This window comes from Bradyrhizobium sp. RP6 (genome assembly GCF_003837805.1).
Classification (GTDB): Bacteria; Pseudomonadota; Alphaproteobacteria; order Rhizobiales; family Xanthobacteraceae; genus Bradyrhizobium.
This window is the reverse complement of record NZ_RQIT01000021.1, coordinates 1-21,115: the sequence shown is the minus strand read 5'-3', so window position 1 is coordinate 21,115 and position 21,115 is coordinate 1. Positions and strand designations below refer to the sequence as shown.

General features: G+C 64.8%; 21 protein-coding genes. 8 read left to right on the top strand and 13 right to left on the bottom strand.

Annotation, left to right across the window (positions count from 1 at the left end):
• Window positions 1–115: 115 nt before the first annotated feature.
• From EHH60_RS28660 to EHH60_RS28630, 7 genes are all read right to left on the bottom strand, one after another.
• Window positions 116–811: a branched-chain amino acid ABC transporter ATP-binding protein gene (locus EHH60_RS28660; protein ID WP_124162735.1), complete on the bottom strand. Its 696-nt coding sequence runs from the start codon at window positions 809–811 to the stop codon at window positions 116–118.
• Window positions 804–1,538 (bottom strand): ABC transporter ATP-binding protein, encoded by a 735-nt coding sequence (locus tag EHH60_RS28655; protein ID WP_124162734.1) that lies wholly within the window; start codon window positions 1,536–1,538, stop codon window positions 804–806. The genes EHH60_RS28660 and EHH60_RS28655 overlap by 8 nt, the downstream gene beginning before the upstream one ends.
• Complete coding sequence (locus EHH60_RS28650; protein ID WP_124162733.1) at window positions 1,525–2,622, bottom strand: branched-chain amino acid ABC transporter permease; 1,098 nt, start codon at window positions 2,620–2,622, stop codon at window positions 1,525–1,527. The genes EHH60_RS28655 and EHH60_RS28650 overlap by 14 nt, the downstream gene beginning before the upstream one ends.
• Window positions 2,623–2,681: 59 nt before the next feature.
• Window positions 2,682–3,899 (bottom strand): substrate-binding protein, encoded by a 1,218-nt coding sequence (locus EHH60_RS28645; protein WP_124162732.1) that lies wholly within the window; start codon window positions 3,897–3,899, stop codon window positions 2,682–2,684.
• Between the two features lie 4 nt (window positions 3,900–3,903).
• Window positions 3,904–4,761: a branched-chain amino acid ABC transporter permease gene (locus EHH60_RS28640; protein ID WP_124162731.1), complete on the bottom strand. Its 858-nt coding sequence runs from the start codon at window positions 4,759–4,761 to the stop codon at window positions 3,904–3,906.
• A gap of 36 nt (window positions 4,762–4,797) precedes the next feature.
• Complete coding sequence (locus EHH60_RS28635; RefSeq protein ID WP_124162730.1) at window positions 4,798–6,312, bottom strand: amidase; 1,515 nt, start codon at window positions 6,310–6,312, stop codon at window positions 4,798–4,800.
• Window positions 6,313–6,476: 164 nt separating this feature from the next.
• Complete coding sequence (locus tag EHH60_RS28630; RefSeq protein WP_199752115.1) at window positions 6,477–7,661, bottom strand: substrate-binding domain-containing protein; 1,185 nt, start codon at window positions 7,659–7,661, stop codon at window positions 6,477–6,479.
• 179 nt (window positions 7,662–7,840) lie between these two features.
• Between EHH60_RS28630 and EHH60_RS28625 the strand changes: the two genes are divergently transcribed.
• Window positions 7,841–8,284: a MarR family winged helix-turn-helix transcriptional regulator gene (locus EHH60_RS28625; protein WP_124162728.1), complete on the top strand. Its 444-nt coding sequence runs from the start codon at window positions 7,841–7,843 to the stop codon at window positions 8,282–8,284.
• Window positions 8,285–8,665: 381 nt separating this feature from the next.
• Here the strand turns inward: EHH60_RS28625 and secA are convergent, their stop codons facing one another.
• Window positions 8,666–11,506 carry a preprotein translocase subunit SecA gene (gene secA, locus EHH60_RS28620; RefSeq protein WP_124162727.1) on the bottom strand — a complete coding sequence of 947 codons (2,841 nt, stop codon included), beginning with the start codon at window positions 11,504–11,506 and terminating at the stop codon, window positions 8,666–8,668.
• Window positions 11,507–11,860: 354 nt separating this feature from the next.
• Here secA and EHH60_RS28615 point away from each other — a divergent pair, with 354 nt between their 5' ends.
• The 3 genes from EHH60_RS28615 (at window position 11,861) to EHH60_RS28605 (ending at window position 14,602) form a co-directional block, all read left to right on the top strand.
• Window positions 11,861–12,799, top strand: a complete 939-nt coding sequence (locus tag EHH60_RS28615; protein ID WP_124162726.1) for a peptidylprolyl isomerase — start codon at window positions 11,861–11,863, stop codon at window positions 12,797–12,799.
• A 146-nt stretch (window positions 12,800–12,945) separates the two neighbouring features.
• A complete protein-coding gene (gene argJ, locus EHH60_RS28610) occupies window positions 12,946–14,187 on the top strand; it encodes a bifunctional glutamate N-acetyltransferase/amino-acid acetyltransferase ArgJ (protein ID WP_124162725.1) in 1,242 nt (413 codons plus the stop codon).
• A gap of 4 nt (window positions 14,188–14,191) precedes the next feature.
• Complete coding sequence (locus EHH60_RS28605) at window positions 14,192–14,602, top strand: (deoxy)nucleoside triphosphate pyrophosphohydrolase (protein WP_124162724.1); 411 nt, start codon at window positions 14,192–14,194, stop codon at window positions 14,600–14,602.
• A gap of 74 nt (window positions 14,603–14,676) precedes the next feature.
• On the opposite strand, the gene EHH60_RS28600 is transcribed toward EHH60_RS28605, so the two are convergent.
• Window positions 14,677–15,546, bottom strand: coding sequence for a methyltransferase domain-containing protein (locus tag EHH60_RS28600; RefSeq protein WP_199752136.1), 870 nt, complete (start codon window positions 15,544–15,546; stop codon window positions 14,677–14,679).
• A 118-nt stretch (window positions 15,547–15,664) separates the two neighbouring features.
• On the opposite strand from EHH60_RS28600, the gene EHH60_RS28595 reads away from it, so the two are divergent.
• Genes EHH60_RS28595 through EHH60_RS28580 form a run of 4 tightly spaced genes read left to right on the top strand, consistent with a single transcriptional unit; the run spans window position 15,665 to window position 18,139 of the window.
• Window positions 15,665–16,462, top strand: coding sequence for a ComF family protein (locus tag EHH60_RS28595; protein ID WP_124162722.1), 798 nt, complete (start codon window positions 15,665–15,667; stop codon window positions 16,460–16,462).
• 47 nt (window positions 16,463–16,509) lie between these two features.
• Entirely contained in the window at window positions 16,510–16,785 is a 276-nt protein-coding gene (grxC, locus tag EHH60_RS28590; protein ID WP_124162721.1) for a glutaredoxin 3, read from the top strand.
• Complete coding sequence (locus EHH60_RS28585) at window positions 16,782–17,660, top strand: carbon-nitrogen hydrolase family protein (RefSeq protein ID WP_124162720.1); 879 nt, start codon at window positions 16,782–16,784, stop codon at window positions 17,658–17,660. Before grxC ends, EHH60_RS28585 begins: the two co-directional genes overlap by 4 nt.
• On the top strand, window positions 17,657–18,139 hold the full coding sequence (locus EHH60_RS28580; RefSeq protein ID WP_124162719.1) for a DUF1178 family protein: 483 nt from the start codon (window positions 17,657–17,659) through the stop codon (window positions 18,137–18,139). Before EHH60_RS28585 ends, EHH60_RS28580 begins: the two co-directional genes overlap by 4 nt.
• A gap of 137 nt (window positions 18,140–18,276) precedes the next feature.
• On the opposite strand, the gene EHH60_RS28570 is transcribed toward EHH60_RS28580, so the two are convergent.
• From EHH60_RS28570 to EHH60_RS28555, 4 genes are all read right to left on the bottom strand, one after another.
• A complete protein-coding gene (locus EHH60_RS28570; protein WP_124162718.1) occupies window positions 18,277–19,176 on the bottom strand; it encodes an EamA family transporter in 900 nt (299 codons plus the stop codon).
• A gap of 267 nt (window positions 19,177–19,443) precedes the next feature.
• A complete protein-coding gene (locus tag EHH60_RS28565; RefSeq protein WP_124162717.1) occupies window positions 19,444–19,725 on the bottom strand; it encodes a GIY-YIG nuclease family protein in 282 nt (93 codons plus the stop codon).
• Between the two features lie 111 nt (window positions 19,726–19,836).
• Window positions 19,837–20,604: a bifunctional 2-polyprenyl-6-hydroxyphenol methylase/3-demethylubiquinol 3-O-methyltransferase UbiG gene (ubiG, locus tag EHH60_RS28560; protein ID WP_199752113.1), complete on the bottom strand. Its 768-nt coding sequence runs from the start codon at window positions 20,602–20,604 to the stop codon at window positions 19,837–19,839.
• Between the two features lie 14 nt (window positions 20,605–20,618).
• Window positions 20,619–21,086 (bottom strand): PH domain-containing protein, encoded by a 468-nt coding sequence (locus EHH60_RS28555; protein WP_124162716.1) that lies wholly within the window; start codon window positions 21,084–21,086, stop codon window positions 20,619–20,621.
• Between the last annotated feature and the right edge of the window lie 29 nt (window positions 21,087–21,115).

Here is a 21,115-nt window from a genome sequence, read left to right as displayed (position 1 = left end):
CGGAGACGTTCTCCACCCCATCCCAGCCTGACGCGGTCATTCCCCGCGAAGGCGGGAATGACAGTTGATCGCAGGTGACAGTGTCGCGCCTCATCCACAGGCGAACAGCGCGATTCTACGGCGCCAGATACCGCATCAGCTCCGGATTGCTGCGCACCTCGCCCGCCTCGCCTTGCAGCGCAACCCTGCCGCGGTCGAGCACGTAGGCGTAGTCGGCGACGCGCAGTGCGAGTTCGAGGTGCTGCTCGACGATGATGACGGCGATCTCCTTGGCGAGATCGATCAGGCGCTCGGTGATCTCCTCGATCACGCCGATCCAGACGCCCTCGGTCGGCTCGTCCAGCAGCAGCAGTTTCGGATCACCCAGCATGGCACGGCCGATCGCGAGCATCTTGCGCTCGCCGCCGGAGAGCGTGCCGGCGGGCTGGTCGAGCCGCTGGCCGAGCTTCGGGAAGATGGTCAGCACGCGGTCGACCGCTGAAGCATCCTTGTTCGCGAGCGAGCCGACCGCGAGATTGTCGCGCACCGACAGGCGCGCGAACACGGAATGCTCCTGCGGCACGTAGCCGATGCCGGCGCGGACGCGCTCCTGGGTGGCGCGGCGGCTGATGTCGCGGCCGTCGAAGGCGACCTCGCCCTTCCAGGCCGGCAGCTCGCCGACGATGGTCTTCATCAGCGTGGTCTTGCCGGCGCCGTTGCGGCCGAGCACGGCGACGCCGCCGCGCCAGGGAATGCCGAGGCTGACGTCGAACAGGACCTGGCTGCGGCCATAGCCGGCGTCGAGATGCTTGATGTCCAAAAATTCAGGCACGGCGCAGATAGATCTCCTGGACGGATTTGTTGGCCTGGATCTCGGACACCGTGCCCGACGCCAGCACCTTGCCCTGGTCGATCACGGTGAGACGGTCGCAGATGTCGCGGATGAAATCGAGGTCGTGCTCGACGATGACGAGGGAGCAATGCTGCTTGATCGGCTGCAGCAATTCGCCGGTGACGCGACGCTCCTCCAGGCTCATGCCGCCGGTGGGCTCGTCGAGCAGCAGCAGCTTGGGCTTGCCGGCGAGCGCCATCGCGATCTCCAGCCATTGCTGCTGGCCGTGCGACAGCGCCGCGGCCGCATCGAAGGCGCGGTCGGCGAGGCGGAACTGCGTCAGCATGGTCATGACCTGATCGTGCAGGAGCCCGCGCGTGCGCGAGAACACGAGGTCGAGCAGCGAGCACTGCGCCTGCAGCGCGAGCAGGATGTTGTCGTAGAGCGTCAGCGTCGGCAGCACGGATGTGATCTGGAATTTCAGGCTCATGCCGGCGCGGGCGCGCTCGGTCGGGGTGAAGGCGGTGATGTCGGTGTTGACGAAGCTCACCTTGCCCTGCGTCGGCACCTCGGCGCCAGCGATGCACTTCATCAGCGTGCTCTTGCCGGAGCCGTTCGGGCCGATCAGGCCGTGAAACTCGTTCTCGCCGACGGTGAGCGCCGCGCCATCGAGCGCCGTGAGCTTGCCGAAGACCTTCTTGATGCCGGCGGCCTCAAGGAGCGGCATTGCGCTTCTCCTTTGGCTTCGCACCGAAGCTGCCGACCCGCTCACGCTCGCCGAGCACGAAGCTGATCAGGCCGAGCGGCCGGAACAGGATCACGAGCAGCAGCAGGAGGCCCAGGATGATCGGCCAGATGTCACGATAATTGTCCGACAGCCAGAAGCTGACGCCCTCGACGATGACGGTGCCGATCACGGCACCGATCAACGTGCCGGAGCCGCCGAACAACACGTAGAGCACGACCTGGGTCGAGACCACAACGCCGACCATGTTGGGCCAGACGAAGCCCTCGTGGAAGGCATAGAGGCTGCCGGCGAGGCCTGCGATGGCGCCGCCGATGGTGAAGATGATGGCTTTCAGATGCTGCGCCTTGTAGCCGAAGAAGGCGATGCGCTGCTCGTTCTCGCGCAGGCCGGCGAGCGCGAGGCCGAACTGCGAGCGCACCAGGAAGCGGCAGAGCAGGTAGACGACGACGAGGATGCCGAGCACGAGATAATAAAAGGCCGGTCCTTCCGTGAAGTCGTAGCCGCCGAGCGACATCGGCGCGATCGAGGGGATGCCGTTCTGGCCGCCGAGATAATACCAGCCGCGGGCGAGGCGATCGGCGGCGTAGGAGCCGGTGAGCGTGCCCAGCGACACGAAGATCACGCTGGAGGGATGCCGTCCCAGCAGCAGAAAGCCGCCGAGCAGGAGCGCGAAGGTGAGCCCGATCAGCGTGCCCGCCGGCAGCACGAGGAAGATGTTGGTGATGTCGAGGTCGCGCGCGAGCAGCGCGACGCCGTAGCCGGCCGAACCGAAGAACAGGGCCTGGCCGAAGCTCATGATGCCGGCATAGCCCCAGACCAGATCGAACGACAGCGCGAACAGCGCCAGGATGATCACGCGCGTCGCGAACACCGTGAGATAGTCCTGCAGCACCAGCGGCGCGAGCAGCGCCGCGACGAGCACGACGCCCTCCACGATCGGCAGGATCTTTCGCTCCGCTGTCGCCCGTCCTGCTGCCGCAGTACGCTCGACCACCGAAACGTCTATCTCGCCCCCGGCGTCGGCGTGGACGGCCTGCTTAGCTGCACCCATGAATTTCAGCATTCCGAGTTAAAGCGCTTCGTGGTGGTCGACACCTCTCCCCGGCGGGGAGAGGTGAAAAATCAGCATTCCTTGGGATCGACGAGGCCGTTGCTGCGGGCGACGATTTCGTAGTTTCCGCCCTTCGCGACGGCGGTGTACATCTTCATCTTGCAGTGGCGCTTGCCCGGCACCATCTCGGCGGGCCCGCCGGGAGCTTCCGCGATCTTGGCATGGTCGAGCGCGGCGGCAACCGACTCGCGATCGATCTTGCCCGCTTCCTTGACGGCGGCTTCCCACAGCTTCAGGCCGCGATAGGTGCCGGTGGCAGCACTGCCGGCGGCGAACAGGAAGTTGCCGGGGAAATCCTTCTCGTACGCGGCCTGGATCTTCGCGTCGAACGGGTTTTCCTTGGTCAACACCTTGAAATAGTCGAGGCAGCTTGCGAGGCCCTCGATCTCGGCGGCCTGGTTGATGTTGAGCGTGTTCTCATCATAGTAGACGCAGGCGAGCCGCCCGCCGTTCTTGAGGAAGCCCGCTTCATAAAGCTGCTTGAAGAACGGGCCGACGCCGGGCGGAATGACGGTGTTGAAGACGACGTCGACCTTGTTGGAGATGATGCGGTTGACGGTCGAGGAGAAGTCGACCTGGTCGAGCGGGTAATATTCCTCGAACACGACCTCGCCGCCGTTGGATTCGATCACCTTGCGGGCGTAGACGTTGAGCGTGTGCGGCCAGACATAGTTGGCGCTGGGCAGCGCGAACTTCTTGCCGCCGTTCTTGATCAGCCAGGGGATGAATTCGTCGCATTGCTGCGCCGGCGTGGGGCCGGTGCAGAACAGGTAGGGCGTGCACTCCTTGCCTTCGTAGAGCTGGGGATAGATGTAGAGCGTCTTGCCGCGGGCGACGATCGGATCCTTGATCGCGTTGCGCATCGACGAGGTGATGCCGCCGAGCACCATGTCGACCTTGTCGCGCTGGATCAGTTTTCGCACGTTGCCGACGGCCACCGATTCGTTGGACGCGGTGTCCTCGATGTAGAGCTCGAGCGGACGGCCGAGCAGGCCGCCGGCCGCGTTGATCTCCTTGATCACCATCTTGGCGACGTTGGCGTCAGCATTGCCGGCATAGGCGATGGGGCCAGTGAGGTCGGTGGCGATGCCGACCTTGATCGGGGCCTCGGCCGCATTGGCCCAGGGCGCCGGGATCACCCAGCTGCCGACGCCGGTCGCGACCGCGCCGGACGCAAAGGCGAAATTGGAGAGGAAACGACGTCGCGTGAGCTGAGTACGATCAAGCATGTGATTAAACCCCTTTTCCAGCGATGAGACCCTGCGGGCGGAATTTGATGAAGACAATGGCGAGCACGAAGACGAGGACGTCGGCGACGACGGGCGCCATCACCCAGGGCAAGGCGGCACTGAGCGTGCCGATGACGCCGGCGCCGGCGACCGGGCCGATGAAGGAGCCGACGCCGCCGACCATGACCGCGACAAAGCCCTGGATCAGGAAGCGCAGACCGAGATCGGCGTAGAGGCTGAACACCGGCACGATCAGCGCGCCGGCGAGCCCGGCGAGCGCGGAGCCGAACGCGAAGGTGGCGCCGTACATCAAGGGCGTGGAGATGCCGGAGGCGCGCGCCAGCGACGGGTTCTCCAGCGTGGCGCGCATGCGCAGGCCAAAGCTGGTGCGAGAGAGCAGCAGGTAGCAGCCGGCCATCACAAGGAGCGTGATGACGATGATGGTGAAGCGCCATGCCGAGATGTGCATGGCGCCGATGTCGATCGAGCCGCCGATCGGCTCCGGTACGGTGAGATAGAAGCCGCCGATCAGGCCGCGCACGGATTCGCGGATGATCAGGCCGAGCGCATAGGTGCCGAGCATGGCGACAATGGGCGCGGCGTAGAACCTGCGGATGATCAGCGCTTCCAGCACGAAGCCGAGCGCGCCGACGACGACCGGCGCCGCGACCATGCCGGCCCAGATCGGCAGGCCCTTGGCATAGGCGAGATAGGTGATGTAGGCCCCGAGCAGGACGAACTCGCCCTGCGCGAAGTTGAAGATCCCCATCATGCTGGCGATGATCCCGAGCCCCAGCACGATCAAGACGATGATCGCACCGAAGCTCAGGATTTCGAACGCCGCGACGAACGCGTTAGCCATGCGTTGCGTTTCCGCCGAGTTGAAGCGAAGGTTTCCTCACATCTTCTTCCAGTCGCCGATCTGCTCGAAGGCATGGGCGGCGCGGTAGATGGTGGATTCCTCGAACATGCGGCCGACCAGCATCAGGCCGACCGGCAGGCCGTCGACCATGCCGCAGGGCAGCGACATTGCGGGATGGTGGGTGATGTCGAACGGCGCGGTGTTGGAGATCATCTCGAGCGCGCGGGCGACATACTCCTCGCGGCTGGCATTGGGCTCCGGCAGCTTGGTCGCCTTCATCGGCGTGGTCGGCATCAGCAGGAGATCGTAATCCCCCAACGCCTTGTCGTAGGCCGCAGTCAGCCGGCGCGAGATGTTGAGCGCCTTGCCATAGAAGCGCGGACCGAAATTGTTGTTGATGTAGGTGCCGAGCATCATGAACAGTTTCGTGGTCTCGGACAGCGAATCGGCCTGGCGGCGCCAGCCACGGTGGAAATCCATCAGCGAGGTCGAATAGAGGTCGCCGCGGCTGAGGCCGTAGCCGTCGCCAAACATCATGGTCTGGGTCAGGCCTTCGGTACCGATCGGGGTCCAGATCGCGCCGCCCAGGAGGTGCATCGGGATCGACACGGTCTCGACGCTGGCCCCGAGATCCTTGAAGCGCTTTGCCGCCTCGCGCACGCTTTCATTCACCGCGGCCTCTGCGACCGGCTGCTCGAAACCTTCCTTGAGGATGCCGATCTTCATGCCCTTGACGCCCTGACCGAGCGCCTTGGTGTATTCCTCGACCTTCGGAGCCTTGATGCGCGGATCGTAGCCGTCGTCGCCGGCGAGCACTTCGAGCAGCAGCGCGTTGTCGGCCACCGTCGCGGTCATCGGGCCGGTATGGTCGACATAGATCTCGATGGGCATGATCCCGGTATAGGGCACGAGGCCCCAGGTCGGCTTCATCCCGTAGATGCCACAGAACGAGGACGGCATCCGGATCGAGCCGCCCTGATCGCCGCCGATCGCCATGTCGACCTCGCCGAGCGCGACCACGACGCCCGAGCCCGACGACGAGCCACCGGCCGAGTAACCCATCTTGTGCGGATTGTGCACCGCCCCGTAGGAGCCGGTGTGGCTGCCGCCGGACAGGCAGAAGTGCTCGCAATGCACCTTGCCCTTGATCTCGGCGCCGGCATCCAGCATGCGCGTGACGATGGTGGCGTCGAAATCGGGCACATAGCCTTCCAGCGTCGACGACCCATTGGTCATGGGAACGCCGGCCAGCATGATGTTGTCCTTCAGTGCAACGGTCTTGCCCTTGAGCTTGCCGCTGGCGGCACCCTTCACGGTCGATTTGCGATACCAGGCATTGCGGGGGTTCTCTTCCGGCGAGGGGCGGTAGCCCGGCGTGCGCGGGTATTTGACCTCCGGCACCTCGTCCGGCATCGCGGCAACGAGATTGTAGGCCTCGATCGAGCCCTGCATCAGGCCGCGGAACGAGGCGACGTCGTCGTCGGACAGCGAAAGGCCGCACTGCTCGGCGACGCTACGAAGTTGGGCGGGCGTGGGAAGGACAACTGTCACGGCGCTCTCCTTGAAGATTTCTTGATCCCTGGCGTTGAACGGAAACCTTTCTCCCGCGCCTGCACGGCGCGGGCCGGTTGGCTTCGCGTCGATACTACAGACGGAAATATTTTCCTTTTCAAGTTTTATTTCGCGAGACGGCTGCGGCGTATCAGCGGCCGCACTCAGAACGTCTTGATGATCCTGAAGTCGAGACCGTCGGCTTCAGCAAGGTACATCGGCATCTCGGCGCGGCCGTCGCGAACAGTCACGGGACCACGGCCGGCCGAGTAGACGGTGTTGCGCGCGGCCTTCAGGAGCGGACGAAACGCCAGCGAGCCGGCGCGGTTGGCCACGGTCTCCAGGAAGCGCAACCCTTCATAGTTCGACTGACCGATCGAGCCGACCGGCGGCGCGTGCGGGCCGAACATGGCTTGATAACCACTGAGAAACTCGTCGTTGGCCCGCGAGGCCATGCAGTTGAAATAGCCGGAGGCGCAGAATAGGTTCTCGGTGTTGTCGGCGCCGATGCCGAGCAGCACGGTCTCGTCCATCGCGCCGGCAAGCCGCAGCGTCGAGGTCGCAAGGCCCGCTTCCGCGAAGGCACGGTTGAAGGTGATGCTGTCGGTGCCGATCAGCGAAATCAGCACCACGTCCGGCTTGGCGGCGCGGATGCGCGCCAGATGCGGCTCGTGATTGTCCTCGCCGACCGGGACGAACTCCTCGCCGACGACCTGGCCGCCCGCTTCCTTGATGTAGCGCTTGACCGCGCGATGCGACTGCCACGGCCAGACGTAATCGCTGCCGATGAGATACCAGCGCGCCGCCTTCTTGACCTCCGCGAGCCAATGGATCGACGGTCGGTTCTGCCAGCGCGGCGTCTCGCCGATCGCCATGACGCCCGGCGTCCGCTCGCCGCCTTCATAGACCGGCGTGTAGATATAGGGGATGCGGTTGCCGGTGACCTTGCGCAGCGCAACGCGGACGGCGCTGATATGCGAACCCATGATGAGGTCGACCTCGTCGAAGGCGATCGCCTGCTCGGCGCGGCGCACCACGTCCTCGATCGAGCCGCCGGAATCGTAGATCGACAGCTCCAGCTCGCGGCCCAGAATGCCTCCGCGCTTGTTGATCTCGGCGACCGCCAGCATCGCGCTGTTGGTGGAGGTCGGCCCCCAGATTCCGGGCGAGCCGGTGAAGGTGAGGAAATTGCCGATGCGCAGCTTGTTGCGTGCGCCGCGCCGCTTCACGAAATGCGCATCGACCGGTGACAGGTCGAAATCCGTCGCCGATGGCGACAAATTCCTGAACAGCAGGGACGGCGGCAACGCCGGGCCGCCGTGAGCCGGGAAGTTCACCGTCGCGCGCACGCCAACTCCTGTCCGGGACCAGACCTGAAAGCACATTCTTCGGGCGGCCGCGGCTTCCGCCCTTTTGTTAGGCAATGATCCTATTTTGAAAATATTGAATGTTCAAGAATTGAAGTGCATATAGATGCAGCATCGATTGCAAGACATTCACTCATTTGGGTCAAGACGAAGTCTTAGCCGTGGCAAAACCGCCGAAAGAAAACTCCCCGATCACCGAACACCTCGCCTACCTGCTCGCGCAAGCAAACCGGGAGATCAACCGGCAGCTCGAACTGCGGTTGAGCAAGGAAGGTGTTCCCGTCGAGCAATGGCGCATCCTGAAGGTGCTGTCGGATGGCAGCGGCCATTCGATGGGCGAGCTTGCGGATGCCGTGCTGCTCAACCATCCGACATTGACCAAGATCATCGACCGCATGGTCTCCGACACGCTGGTCTATCGCGTGCAGGACCCGAACGATCGCCGCAAGGTCCTGATGTTCATCTCCGACCGCGGCAAGGTGCTGTGCAAGAAGCTCAACTCGCTTGCGGTGGACCAGGAGGAGCATATCCTGGAGAGCTACGGCGACAAGTCGACGAGCGAGCTCAAGCGGCTGCTGGAGAGCCTGATCGACAGCTCGAATTGAGCTGCGCGTGAATCGAAACGTCAGCTTGGCGAGTTCTGAACACTTGTCACAAGCGCAGCGAAGCGGAGCGCAGATCCGGGACAGGCCATGGTTGTTTCAAAGATTAGCAGTTGCGCTTTCTCGCGCGGTACGACGACTGCGCGCCACCGATAGATTCCGCGGTATGGGTCCCTGCGTTCGCAGGGACGACGGCGTGGCGAGAGCTGAGCGCCCCATGCTCAACCGTCATCGCCCGATTCAATCGGGCGATCCAGTAGTCCAGAGACGGATGTGATTGAGCCGAGGAGCCGCGGCGTACTGGGTCGCCCCGTCCAGCCGGGCGACGACGTCGGAGAGTGAGGCGCCGACCTCGCGCCTCACGCACGACAGCGAAGCTAGCGATTACGCATACCGCCCGTGGCAGTGCTTGTATTTCCTGCCGCTTCCGCAGGGGCAGTCCTCGTTGCGGCCGACCTTGCCCCAGCTTGCCGGGTTCTTCGGATCGCGCAACGCAGCGTCGGTGGTCTGGGCGCCGAGCGTGACGCTGGCGAGGGCCATCTCGTCCTCGCCGGTGTTCGGATCGAACTTGTGCGCTTCCATCGGCGGCAGGACGGGTGCTTCCTGCTCCGGCGGGACGATTTCGACACGCATCAGCTGCGCCGTGACGGCCTCGCGCAAGTGAGCGCTCATCTCCTGGAAGAGATTGAAGGCCTCGGTCTTGTACTCCTGGAGCGGATCGCGCTGGCCGTAGCCGCGCAGGCCGATGACCTGGCGCAGATGGTCGAGCATGATCAGGTGCTCGCGCCAGAGATGGTCGAGCGTCTGCAGCAGGATGGTCTTCTCGACGTAACGCATCACGTCGGGACCCCATTGCGCGACCTTGGCCGCCATGTGCTCGTCGGCCTTGGTCTCGATGCGGCTCAGCAGTTCCTCGTCGGCGATGCCCTCTTCCTTGGCCCATTCGTCGACCGGCAGGTCGAGGTCGAGCACGCGCTTCAGTTCGTCCTTCAGCCCCGCGACGTCCCACTGCTCGGCATAGGCATGCTCCGGCACGTGCTTGGCGACGAGGTCGTCGATGAAGGCATGGCGCATGTCGGTGACGGTCTCGGCGACGCTCTCGTCCTTCATCAGTTCGACGCGCTGGTCGAAGATCACCTTGCGCTGGTCGTTCTGGACGTTGTCGAACTTGAGGAGGTTCTTGCGGATATCGAAGTTGCGCGCCTCGACCTTCTGCTGCGCCTTCTCCAGCGCCTTGTTGATCCAGGGGTGGATGATGGCCTCGCCCTCTTGCAGGCCGAGACGCTGGAGCATGCTGTCGAGACGGTCCGAGCCGAAGATGCGCATCAGATCGTCTTCCAGCGACAGGAAGAACTTCGAGCGGCCGGGGTCGCCCTGACGGCCGGACCGGCCGCGCAGCTGGTTGTCGATGCGGCGTGATTCATGCCGCTCGGAGCCGATGATGTAGAGACCGCCGGGCTTTTTCACGGTCTTGGCGGGCCTGCTCCCCTTCGCCGGCTCGATCTCGACGGTCTCCTCGGCCTTCAGCACGATGTCGCGGAAATGCGCGATGTCGGCCTTGATCTGCTCGACCTTCTTCGCCTTCTCGGCCTCGTCGGTGATAGCAGCGGTCTCCTGCTGGAGACGCATCTCCAGCGAGCCGCCCAGCTTGATGTCGGTGCCGCGGCCGGCCATGTTGGTCGCGATCGTGATCGCACCGGGAACACCGGCTTCGGCGACGATATAGGCTTCCTGCTCGTGGAAGCGCGCGTTCAGCACCGCGAACAGCTTTGCCGGCTTGCCGGCGCGGGCCGCGGCATAGAGCTTGTCGAGCGCGTTCTCCTTGCCGAAATCAATCTGCTTGTAGCCGTTCTTCTTGAGGAATTCGGCGAGCACTTCCGATTTCTCGATCGACGCCGTGCCGACCAGCACCGGCTGCAGGCGCGAATTGGCGCGCTCGATCTCGGCAAGGATGGCGGCGTATTTCTCCTGCTGGGTGCGGTAGACCTCGTCGTCCTCGTCGAGGCGCGCGACCGACAGATTGGTCGGAATCTCCACGACCTCGAGCTTGTAGATGTCGAACAATTCGTCCGCTTCGGTCGCGGCCGTGCCGGTCATGCCCGCCAGCTTCTCGTACATGCGGAAGTAGTTCTGGAAGGTGATCGAGGCGAGCGTCTGGTTCTCGGGCTGGACCTGGACGTGCTCCTTGGCCTCCAGCGCCTGATGCAGGCCTTCCGAATAGCGGCGGCCCGGCATCATGCGTCCGGTGAACTCGTCGATGATGACGACCTCGTTGTCGCGGACGATGTAGTCCTTGTCGCGCGTGAACAGGGTGTGGGCGCGCAGGGCCTGGTTGATGTGGTGCACGACGGAGACGTTCTCGACGTCGTAGAGCGACTCGCCCTTGAGCTGGCCGGCGTCGCGCAGCAGCGTCTCGATCTTCTCCATGCCGGCTTCGGTCAGCGTCACCGTGCGCTGCTTCTCGTCGACCTCGTAATCGGTCTTGTCGAGCCTGGGCAGGAACGAGTCGATGGTGTTGTAGAAATCGGATCGGTCGTCGAGCGGACCGGAGATGATCAGCGGCGTGCGCGCTTCGTCGATCAGGATCGAATCGACTTCGTCGACGATGGCGAAGAAGTGCGGCCGCTGGACCATGTCCTCGAGCCGGTACTTCATGTTGTCGCGCAGATAGTCGAAGCCGTATTCGTTGTTGGTGCCGTAGGTGATGTCGCAGGCATAGGCCGCCTTGCGCTCGGCGTCGTCGAGGCCGTGCACGATCACGCCGGTGGTCATGCCGAGAAAGCCGTAGATCTGGCCCATCCAGCCGGAGTCGCGGCGGGCGAGATAGTCGTTGACCGTGACGACGTGGACGCCCTTTCCGGCGAGCGCGTTCAGGTAGACCGCGAGCGTTGCGACCAGCGTCTTGCCTTCGCCGGTCTTCATCTCGGCGATGTCACCCTCGTGCAGCACCATGCCGCCGATCAGCTGGACGTCGAAATGGCGCTGGCCGAGCGTGCGCTTGGCCGCCTCGCGCACGGTGGCGAAGGCCGGCACCAGCAGGTCGTCGAGCGTCTTGCCCTCGGCGAGCTGCTTCTTGAACTCGGCGGTGCGGGCCTTGAGCGCCTCGTCCGACAGCTTGACGAGCTCGGGCTCCAGCGCGTTGATCGCGTTGACGCGGGACTGATATCCCTTCACCCGCCGGTCGTTGGCGGAGCCGAAAAACTTGCGGGCGAGCGCGCCGATCATGCCTAGTTCCTGTGTTCGCGATTTAACCGCTTTGCAGCCAAGAAGTTGTCACCCGCCTGCCTATCAACTCACCGTGACGCTTCGCGGCGTCAGAGCCCGGACTGCGGGGTTCATCCGCCATATGGGTGGGAGTTGGGCAAGTCTGGGTTCACCGGCCAAAAACGCAGCAAAATAAACGCCATCGCCATGGTCGCGACCGGGCAGAGATATGGCCCGGTCGGGGCCTTGTCAACGGCGGGCGCATTGCGGCCAATTCATCATTTTGACAGACTTTTCGCGTTGCCAAGCCCCCCTGAATTGGGCGAGTGTCCGCCCCGCTTCGAGCAGCCCCCTGCTTCAACATAAGGATTTTCCATGACCACCTCGTTCCCGGTAACCACCGGCCAGCGCTTCCGCCATGCGTCCGCCCTGGCTGGCTGCCTCGCTCTGGCGCTGTCGCTGGCGTTCGCGGGCCCGCTCCGGGCCGCCGACGATCCGGTGCTGGCGAAGGTCAATGGCGCGGAAATCAAGAAGAGCGACGTCGCCATGGCCGAGGAGGAACTCGGCCCGAGCCTCGCCCAGATGGACCCGGCGACCAAGGACGAGAACGTCCTGTCCTTTCTGATCGACATGAAGATCGTCAGCAAGGCTGCCGAAGACAAGAAGATCGCCGACAGCGAGGAGTTCAAGAAGCGCCTCGCATTCGCCCGCAACCGGCTCCTGATGGACAGCCTGCTCGCCAATGAGGGCAAGGCCGCCACCACGCCGGACGCCATGAAGAAGGTCTATGAGGAGGCCGCCAAGCAGATCACCGGCGAGCAAGAGGTGCGTGCCCGCCACATCCTGGTCGAGACCGAGGACGAGGCCAAGGCGGTGAAGGCTGAGCTCGACAAGGGCGCCGATTTCGCCGAGCTCGCCAAGAAGAAGTCCAAGGATCCGGGCTCCGCCGATGGCGGCGACCTCGGCTTCTTCACCAAGGAGCAGATGGTGCCGGAGTTCTCGGCCGTGGCGTTCTCGCTCGAGCCCGGCAAGATCTCCGACCCCGTGAAGTCGCAGTTCGGCTGGCACATCATCAAGGTCGAGGAAAAGCGCAACCGCAAGGCGCCCGATTTCGAGCAGGTCAAGGCCCAGATCGAGCAGTACGTGACCCGCAAGGCTCAGGCCGAGTATGTCGCCAAGCTGCGCACCGAAGCCAAGGTCGAGCGGCTCGACCAGCCGGCGGCGGATGCGTCCAAGGACGCCAAGTCCGATGCGAAGCCGGCGGACGCTGCCAAGCCGTCCGACAGCAAGATGGCGCCGCCCGCAAAGAAGTAAGACCGCGAAGAAGTAAGAATTCGCTGTCACTTCGCTGACGCCAAGAGTATCTAAGCCTTCCAGATGCCCGGCCCTAAGCGCGAAGCGCGTCTTCGCACAGAGGAGCCGGGCATCTGCTTGTCCAGATTCCACGAAGGCGCCTCGCGATGTCCTCCTCCGTCTCTCCCCTCGCCCCCAAAACCGTTCCCGACATGCCCGTGATCGCGGGCATCCGTCTTGCGACGGCCGAAGCCGGCATCCGCTACAGGAACCGCACCGACGTGCTGCTGGCGGTGATGGACAAGGGCACCGCGGTGGCCGGCGTCTTCACCAAGTCGAAATGCCCCTCAGCGCCGGTGGAATGGTGCCGCGCCAAGCTGAAGGGCGGCAAGGCGCGCGCGCTGGTGGTCAATTCCGGCAACGCCAATGCCTTCACCGGCAAGACCGGCCGCGCCTCCACGGCGCTGACCGCGAAGATCGCGGCCAAGGCGGTCGGGTGCAGCGAGAGCGAGATCTTCCTCGCCTCGACCGGCGTGATCGGCGAGCCGCTGGATGCGACCAAGTTCGACGGCGTGCTGGGCCGCCTCGCCGAGACCGCCGAGCCCGGCGATTATCTCGCCGCGGCCAAGGCGATCATGACCACCGACACCTTTCCGAAGGTCGCGACCGCGACCGTCAAGCTCGGCAGGGCCAAGGTCACCATCAACGGCATGGCCAAGGGCGCCGGCATGATCGCTCCCGACATGGCGACGATGCTGTCCTTCATCTTCACCGACGCGCCGATCGCGCCCGCGGCCTTGCAGGCGCTGCTCAAGAGCGGCGTCGAGGACACTTTCAATGCGGTGACGATCGACGGCGATACGTCGACGTCGGACACGCTGCTGGCTTTTGCGACCGGCGCCGCCGCCGAGAACGGCGCACCGAAGATCAGTCGCGCCAGCGATCCGCGCCTGAAGGCCTTCGTCAAGGCCTTCAACCAGGTGCTTGCCAATCTCGCCGAGCAGGTGGCGCGCGACGGCGAAGGCGCGCGCAAGCTGGTCGAGATCACGGTCGAGGGCGCCAAGACCAAGGCCTCGGCGCGCAAGATCGCGATGTCGATCGCCAACTCGCCGCTGGTGAAGACTGCGATCGCCGGCGAAGACGCCAATTGGGGCCGCGTGGTGATGGCGGTCGGCAAGGCCGGCGAGCCGGCCGATCGCGACAAGCTCTCGATCTCGTTCAACGGCATCCGCGTCGCCAAGCGCGGCGCGCGCGATCCCGACTATGACGAAGCGCAGGTGTCGGAAGCGATGAAGGCGCCGGAGATCGCGATTCTGGTCTCGCTCGGCCTCGGCAAGGGCCGCGACCGCGTGCTGACCTGCGACCTCACCAAGGAATACGTCGCGATCAACGGGGATTACAGGTCCTGATCGGATGGCCGAACTGAAGCTCACCCTCGTCGTGGCCTGCGCGCTGGTCGATGCCGACAAGCGCGTCCTGATCGCGCAACGCCCCGAGGGCAAGGCGCTGGCCGGACTCTGGGAATTCCCAGGCGGCAAGCTCGAGCCGGGCGAGCGGCCGGAGCAGAGCCTGATCCGCGAGCTCCATGAGGAGCTCGGCATCACCGTCGCCGAGCCATGCCTCGCGCCACTGACCTTCGCCAGCTACGGCTACGAGACCTTTCACCTCCTGATGCCGCTCTACATCTGCCGGCGCTGGGAGGGCCTGGTGACGCCGCGCGAAGGGCAAAACCTCGCCTGGGTCCGCGCCAACAAGCTGCGCGACTACCCGATGCCGCCCGCGGACATCCCGCTGATCCCGCATCTGATCGATCTACTGATGTGAGTTGCACTGTGACCCCGACGCAGCGTAGCGCTTCTATAGACTAGCGGTGCGCTGCAGCGCGTCCGGGACACGTGTCACTCCCTCCCGGCCTTCTTCACTGCCTCTGCCAGGCTCGCCTTGGCCGATCCCGGCTTCAGCGGCTGCTGCTGGCTCGCATGCGGAGCCCAGCCGGACAGCCAGATGATGTCGAAGGTGGCACGGATGCGGCCGTCGGCATCGGCAAAGCGTTCGGCATAGATCTCGGCCATCCGCAGCAGCGTTGCGCGCCGGCTCGGCGTGCGCCGCCGCTCGATCAGCACGTTGGCCGCGCCCATGCGGCGAAGATCCTGCATCAAGGCGAACGCATTGCCATAGCGCACCACGACACGGTCGACGTCGGTGACCGGCAGCGCGAAGTCGGCCCGCTGCAACAGCGCGCCGATGTCGCGGAGGTCGGCGAACGGCGCCACGCGCGGCGACACGCCGCCCTCGCATTCGGCTTCTGCCGCGGCAAAGGCCTGCCGCAGCTCGGTCAGGCTGTCGCCGCCGATCATCGCGGCAAGCAGCAGCCCGTCCGGCTTCAGCGCGCGACGGACCTGCGCCAGCACGCCCGGCAGGTCGTTGACGAATTGCAGTGACAGCGCCGAGACGACGAGATCGAGGCTTTCCGGCGCGAAGGGCAGCTTTTCGCCACCGGTCGCATCGGCCGCGATCCGCTCGAGCGAAGGCAGGCGCGCGCGCAACGCCGCGAGCCCGTCGCCGGGCGTCCAGAGATCGACCGGTGCGTGAAACTCGCGCATCACCGCAGCCAGCCGGTCGGACATGTCCTCGGCAACACGATCGAGCAGGAATGTCACCTCGCCCTGCGCCCGCGCACGGCGCTGCCGTGCATGCAGCAAGGCACGATCGAACAAAGCGGGCGGAGTTTGCGGGGGCTGAGCCATGCCGCTGGTTACGCCGATCATGCTGGCCATGGCAATCACCCTCGTGTCCCGGACGGCCACAGCGCTGAACGAGCGCTGCGCTGCGTCCGGGACGAGACGATGACTTGAGCAATCCATGGTACAACGCTAGCGTTCCCGCATGGAAACCAACGTCGCCCCCAGCCGTTCCTTCGCCGCACCGCTGCGGGCCGCGTGGACGGCCGGCCGCCACGTGCTGTCGCGGGCGGCGCGGCTCGCGCTCGACATCGCGCTGCCGACGCAGTGCGTATCCTGCCATGAGCCGGTCGACGGCGAGGGCGTTTGCGCCTCATGCTGGGCGCGGCTGTCGTTCATCGAACGGCCCTACTGCCCGCGGCTCGGCATCCCCTTTGTGTATGACCCCGGCCCCGACATGCTGTCGATGGAGGCGATCGCGAGTCCACCGGCCTACCAGCGCGCCCGCGCTGCCGTGCGCTATGACGACGTCGCCCGCACGCTGGTGCATGCGCTGAAATACCAGGACCGCACCGATCTGGCGCCCGCCATGGGCCGCTGGATGGCGCGCGCGGGCGGCGAGCTGCTCGCCGGCGCCGACATGCTGGTGCCGGTTCCCCTGCATTGGCGGCGGGCCTGGCGGCGCCGCTACAACCAGTCCGGGGCGCTGGCGCGCGTGATCGCGCGGCAGAGCGGCGTCAAGGTGCAGAGCGAGGTGCTGCGCCGGGTGCGCGCCACCGAGCAGCAGATCGGCCTGTCGCGCGCCCAGCGCGCCACCAATGTGCAGGGCGCATTCCAGGTATCTCCCGACCGCCAGGCCGAGGTTCAGGGCCGCCGCATTGTCCTGATCGACGACGTCCTGACGTCGGGGGCGACGCTGGATGCCTGCGCGCGGGTCCTGCTCCGCGCCAAGGCGGCCCAGGTCGACGTGCTGGTCTTCGCCCGGGTTGTGGAGGTCAGGTGAAGTCCCATATAATTCAATGAATTCATGACATGAGAGCGCCAGACGACATGACTGCTGCTGTCGAGATCTACACCCGGCCGGGCTGCGGCTATTGTTCCGCCGCCAAGTCGCTGCTGACCCGCAAAAAGGCGACCTTCACCGAATTCGACGTCGCCAAGAACCCGTCCTGGCGCCAGGAAATGTACGGCCGCGCCGGCCAAGGCTCGACATTCCCGCAGATCTGGATCGGCGGCACCCATGTCGGCGGCTGCGACGAGCTCTATGGGCTCGACCGCGACGGCAAGCTCGACGGCATGCTCGAGAGCGTCAAGGCGGCCTCATGAGCGAGAATCGCACCTTCACCGCGGCCATGGTGCAGATGCGCACCGGCCTGATGCCCGAGCCGAGCCTCGAACAGGCAACAAGGCTGATCCGGCAGGCTGCGGCCAATGGCGCCGACTACGTGCAGACGCCCGAAGTCAGCAACATGATGCAGCTGAACCGCAAGGCATTGTTCGAGCATCTGCAGAGTGAAGAGGACGACGCTTCGCTGAAGGCCTATCGGGCCCTCGCGGCGGAATTGAAGATTCATCTCCATGTCGGCTCGCTGGCACTGCGCTTCTCGCCGGAGAAGGCAGTCAACCGCTCCTTCCTGATCGGGCCCGAGGGCAATGTGCTCGCGAGCTACGACAAGATCCACATGTTCGACATCGAGCTGCCGGACGGCGAGAGCTATCGCGAATCCGCCAATTACCAGCCGGGCGAAACCGCCGTGATCTCGGATCTGCCCTGGGGCCGCGTGGGCTTGACGATCTGCTACGATGTGCGCTTCCCCGCGCTCTATCGCGCGCTCGCCGAAAGCGGCGCCTCCTTCATCACCGTGCCCTCTGCCTTCACCCGTAAGACCGGGGAAGCGCATTGGCACGTACTGCTGCGCGCACGCGCGATCGAGACCGGCTGCTTCGTCTTCGCCGCGGCCCAGGCCGGCCTGCACGAGAACAAGCGCGAGACTTACGGCCATTCGCTGATCATCGATCCCTGGGGCGAGATTCTCGCCGAGGGCGATGTCGAGCCCGGCATCATCATGGCGAAGATCGATCCTGCCAAGGTCGAGACGGCGCGCCGGGCGATTCCCTCGCTCCAGCATGGCCGCCGCTTCGGCGTCTCCGATCCCAAGGCTGGACCGGACCATCTGCACCTCGTGCGGGGCTCGGCATGATCCACTACGCCCTTCGCTGCGACCGGGACCACGACTTCGAGAGCTGGTTTCAAAGTTCGTCGGCGTATGATTCGCAGGTGAAGCGGAAGCTCGTGACCTGCCCGATCTGCGGCTCGGCCAAGGTCGACAAGGCGATCATGGCGCCGCGCATCGTCGGCAAGAAGGGCCGTGGACGCGCGACGCCGCCGCCGGAGGCCGCGACCGCAACCACACCCGAGGCTGCGCCCTCAGGACCGACCTCGCTGCTGATGGCGCAGGAGCGCGAGCTGCGTGCCAAGCTCAAGGAGCTGCGCGATCATATCGTCAAGAACGCCGACAATGTCGGCGAGCGTTTTGCCAACGAGGCCCGCGCCATGCACTACGGCGACAAGGAGCACCGTCCGATCTATGGCGAGGCCTCGCCGGAAGAGGCGAAGTCGCTGATCGACGAAGGCATCGAGGTCTCGCCGCTGCCGACGCTCCCGGAAGACCGGAACTGACGCGCGGAGCGCGTCATCCCGGGATGGTCCGAAGGACCAGACCTCAGATGCGCAATTGCGCATCGGTGGATCTCGAGATTCTCAGGTGCGCAACCGCGCACCATGGTTCGATGCTGCGCATCGCCCCCGCATGACTGCTAAACTCCCACCAGCACCGCAACGCCGACCACGATCAGCGCGATGCCAAGAAGCTCGCGCGGCGCGACCGGCTGCTTGAACGAGTAGTAGGCGACGGCTTGCGCGAACAGAACCTCGATCAAAGCGAGCGTGCGGACATTGGCGGCGGCCGTCAGTGCGAAGGCCAGGAACCAGAATTGCGAGGCGAAGGCGCCCGTGAAACCCGCCAGCATCGACGGCCGCCATAGTCCGAGGATGCCGCGCAGCACGTCTGGCGCGCGCCAGAGCAGATAGATCGTCAAGACCAGCGTCTGCACGAACAGGCCGAGCACCAGGGTGACCGATGCTGAGGTCACGAAAGATACGCCGGGCACATTTATGATGGCACCGCGAAAACCGACCGCCGAGAGCGCGAATGCCGCAGCAGCAATGAGGCCGGTGATGGTCGGCTTCAATTCGGCAAAGCCCTTCTCGCCGCCCGGCCGCAGCGCGGTGATGACGACGCCGATCGTCGCGATCACGATCGCCAGCACCTTGAGCCAGGTCAGATGATCGCCGAGGAAGACGAAGCCGAAGATCGCGGTCTGGATCGCCTCGGTCTTCAGATACGCCGTCGTCACCACGAAGGAGCGGTCGTTCATCGCAAGCAGCATCAGGCCGGTGGCGACGATCTGGCTGAGCGCGCCGAGCAGCAGCCACGGCCAGAACACGGTCGGCGGCATGCTCAGATGATCGCCGGTCGCGAGCAGCACCACGCCCAGAAACAGCAGCGAGAACGGGAAGCCGAACAGGAAGCGGATATTGGTCGCGCCCCAGGTCCCCAGCGGCTTCGTCAACGACCGCTGCATCGCATTGCGCGCAACCTGCCCGAGCGCGGCAACGATGGTGAAGGGAATCCAGAGGCTGGTAACGGTGAGCATGGGGGGTGGAAATGGGTACGGGGGCCAGATATTACGGCCAACCTGCAGCTAGCGCTCAAGCAGGTCAATCACGCGGATGTCATGGGTGCGATGCTCGCGCAACAAGTTCAGTGTCGTCCCTGCGAACGCAGGGACCCATAACCCCAGGAAGCAGTTTGGCGAGGACTGCCAAACCGCGCATCCAACACCGTCCGCCTCCGATAGATTCCGCGGTATGGGTCCCTGCGTTCGCAGGGACGACAGCATTGGCTTGGCGGCATCACACCGTCAAACCAAGAGATCGCTGAGGTCACGCCACTCCGGATTGTCGCGTTCGATCAGCTCGATCTTCCAGTCGCGCTTCCAGCGCTTGAGCTGCTTTTCGCGGGCGATCGCCTCTTCGGCCCGCTCATACGCCTCGGTGTAGACGAGCCGGTGCACGCCATAGCGCTTCACGAACTCCGAGCATCTGCCGGCGCGATGCTGCTCCAGGCGCTTCTGGAGCGAGTTGGTTATGCCGATGTAGAGCGTGCCGTGATGGCGGCTGGCGAGGATGTAGACGTAGTACATGCTCGGAGCGCCTATCTTTGTTAACCACGGGGGCCGGTGGTTATGGGTCCCTGCGTTCGCAGGGACGACACTGTTCTCGGAGCAACAGCTCCGTACCCCACTCACGCCCCCTCACACCATCCCTTCCGCGACCACCATGTAGTTCACGTCCATATCGGACGAGAGGGTCCATTTGTCGGCGAAGGGTGAGTAGACCACGCCGGTCTGTTCGGTGATGACGAGGCGGTTGTCGAGCAGGTGTTTTGCGAGCTCGTCGGGGGTGACGAACTTGTTCCATTCGTGGGTGCCCCGCGGCAGCCAGCGCAGCACGTACTCGGCGCCGACGATGGCGAGCGCGAAGCTCTTCCAGTTGCGGTTCAGCGTCGAGACCACCATCAGGCCGTTCGGCTTCAGCATCGAGGCGCAGCGCTTCAGGAAGACGCCGACATCGGTGACGTGCTCGACCACCTCCATCGCCAGCACGATGTCGAAGCGCTCGCGCGGATCGATCTCCTCCACCGTGGTGCAGCGATAGTCGATCGCAAGATGGCTCTTGTCGGCGTGGAGCTTTGCGGCCGCGATGTTGCTCTGGGAAGGATCGATGCCGATGACTTGCGCGCCCAGCCGCGACAACGGCTCGCACAGCAGGCCGGCGCCACAGCCGATGTCGAGCACGCGCAAGGACCCGAGGCAATTGAGGCTGCGCACGTTGCGCTCGAACTTGCGGCAGGCGGCGTCGCGGATATAGCCGAGCCGCAGCGGGTTGATCCGGTGCAGCGGCGCCATCTTGCCCTTGGGGTCCCACCACTCCGCGGAGAGCTTTGAGAATTTCGCGATCTCGGCGGCATCGACGGTCGAGCCCGGCTGGGCGGAAAGGGAAGTATTTTGCTGCATGCTCATGGTTGCGCGCGGTCCTACCGCGTGGTGATCGAACTACGGAAGGCGAGCGGCGAGGCGATGGTCTTGATCGTCTCGATGCCCTCGCCGACGCCGCGAATCGTCACGTCGCCGTAGTTGAGAATACGTCCAAGAATGGACTGGTCGACGTCGACGCTCTCGACCTTGTCCAGCGCCATCTCGAAGGTTCGGCGCTTGATGAAACCGGTCTTGTGCACGACCCTGAGATTGGTGACGTCGGTCTCGGTGGTGAAGCGATGGAACCAGCCCTTGATGGTCCAATACAAGGCCGCCAGAGCCACCAGACCCGAGGCGCCAAGGCAGAGCAAGACGAGCCAGTCGGCAGTGGCCTGCCGGGACAGCACGAACAGGGCCAGCGCCGCGATCCAGGCCACGATGGCCGGAAAGTAGAAGATCCAGTGCGCATTGGTCGAATACAGCACCCGCTCGCCCGGTTGCAGGATCTCGTCGATATAGCGCGCCATGATCTCGGTTAACCCACTTCCCCCATGCC

What these genes read in the sequence shown, in the direction of transcription:
- EHH60_RS28655 (WP_124162734.1), bottom strand. Translation starts at nt 1,538, where the DNA reads ATGCCGCTCCTTGAGGCCGCCGGCATCAAGAAGGTCTTCGGCAAGCTC.
- EHH60_RS28650 (WP_124162733.1), bottom strand. Translation starts at nt 2,622, where the DNA reads ATGCTGAAATTCATGGGTGCAGCTAAGCAGGCCGTCCACGCCGACGCC.
- EHH60_RS28645 (WP_124162732.1), bottom strand. Translation starts at nt 3,899, where the DNA reads ATGCTTGATCGTACTCAGCTCACGCGACGTCGTTTCCTCTCCAATTTC.
- EHH60_RS28640 (WP_124162731.1), bottom strand. Translation starts at nt 4,761, where the DNA reads ATGGCTAACGCGTTCGTCGCGGCGTTCGAAATCCTGAGCTTCGGTGCG.
- secA (WP_124162727.1), bottom strand. Translation starts at nt 11,506, where the DNA reads ATGATCGGCGCGCTCGCCCGCAAGTTTTTCGGCTCCGCCAACGACCGG.
- EHH60_RS28615 (WP_124162726.1), top strand. Translation starts at nt 11,861, where the DNA reads ATGACCACCTCGTTCCCGGTAACCACCGGCCAGCGCTTCCGCCATGCG.
- argJ (WP_124162725.1), top strand. Translation starts at nt 12,946, where the DNA reads ATGTCCTCCTCCGTCTCTCCCCTCGCCCCCAAAACCGTTCCCGACATG.
- EHH60_RS28605 (WP_124162724.1), top strand. Translation starts at nt 14,192, where the DNA reads ATGGCCGAACTGAAGCTCACCCTCGTCGTGGCCTGCGCGCTGGTCGAT.
- EHH60_RS28600 (WP_199752136.1), bottom strand. Translation starts at nt 15,546, where the DNA reads ATGATCGGCGTAACCAGCGGCATGGCTCAGCCCCCGCAAACTCCGCCC.
- EHH60_RS28595 (WP_124162722.1), top strand. Translation starts at nt 15,665, where the DNA reads ATGGAAACCAACGTCGCCCCCAGCCGTTCCTTCGCCGCACCGCTGCGG.
- grxC (WP_124162721.1), top strand. Translation starts at nt 16,510, where the DNA reads ATGACTGCTGCTGTCGAGATCTACACCCGGCCGGGCTGCGGCTATTGT.
- EHH60_RS28585 (WP_124162720.1), top strand. Translation starts at nt 16,782, where the DNA reads ATGAGCGAGAATCGCACCTTCACCGCGGCCATGGTGCAGATGCGCACC.
- EHH60_RS28580 (WP_124162719.1), top strand. Translation starts at nt 17,657, where the DNA reads ATGATCCACTACGCCCTTCGCTGCGACCGGGACCACGACTTCGAGAGC.
- EHH60_RS28570 (WP_124162718.1), bottom strand. Translation starts at nt 19,176, where the DNA reads ATGCTCACCGTTACCAGCCTCTGGATTCCCTTCACCATCGTTGCCGCG.
- EHH60_RS28565 (WP_124162717.1), bottom strand. Translation starts at nt 19,725, where the DNA reads ATGTACTACGTCTACATCCTCGCCAGCCGCCATCACGGCACGCTCTAC.
- ubiG (WP_199752113.1), bottom strand. Translation starts at nt 20,604, where the DNA reads ATGAGCATGCAGCAAAATACTTCCCTTTCCGCCCAGCCGGGCTCGACC.
- EHH60_RS28555 (WP_124162716.1), bottom strand. Translation starts at nt 21,086, where the DNA reads ATGGCGCGCTATATCGACGAGATCCTGCAACCGGGCGAGCGGGTGCTG.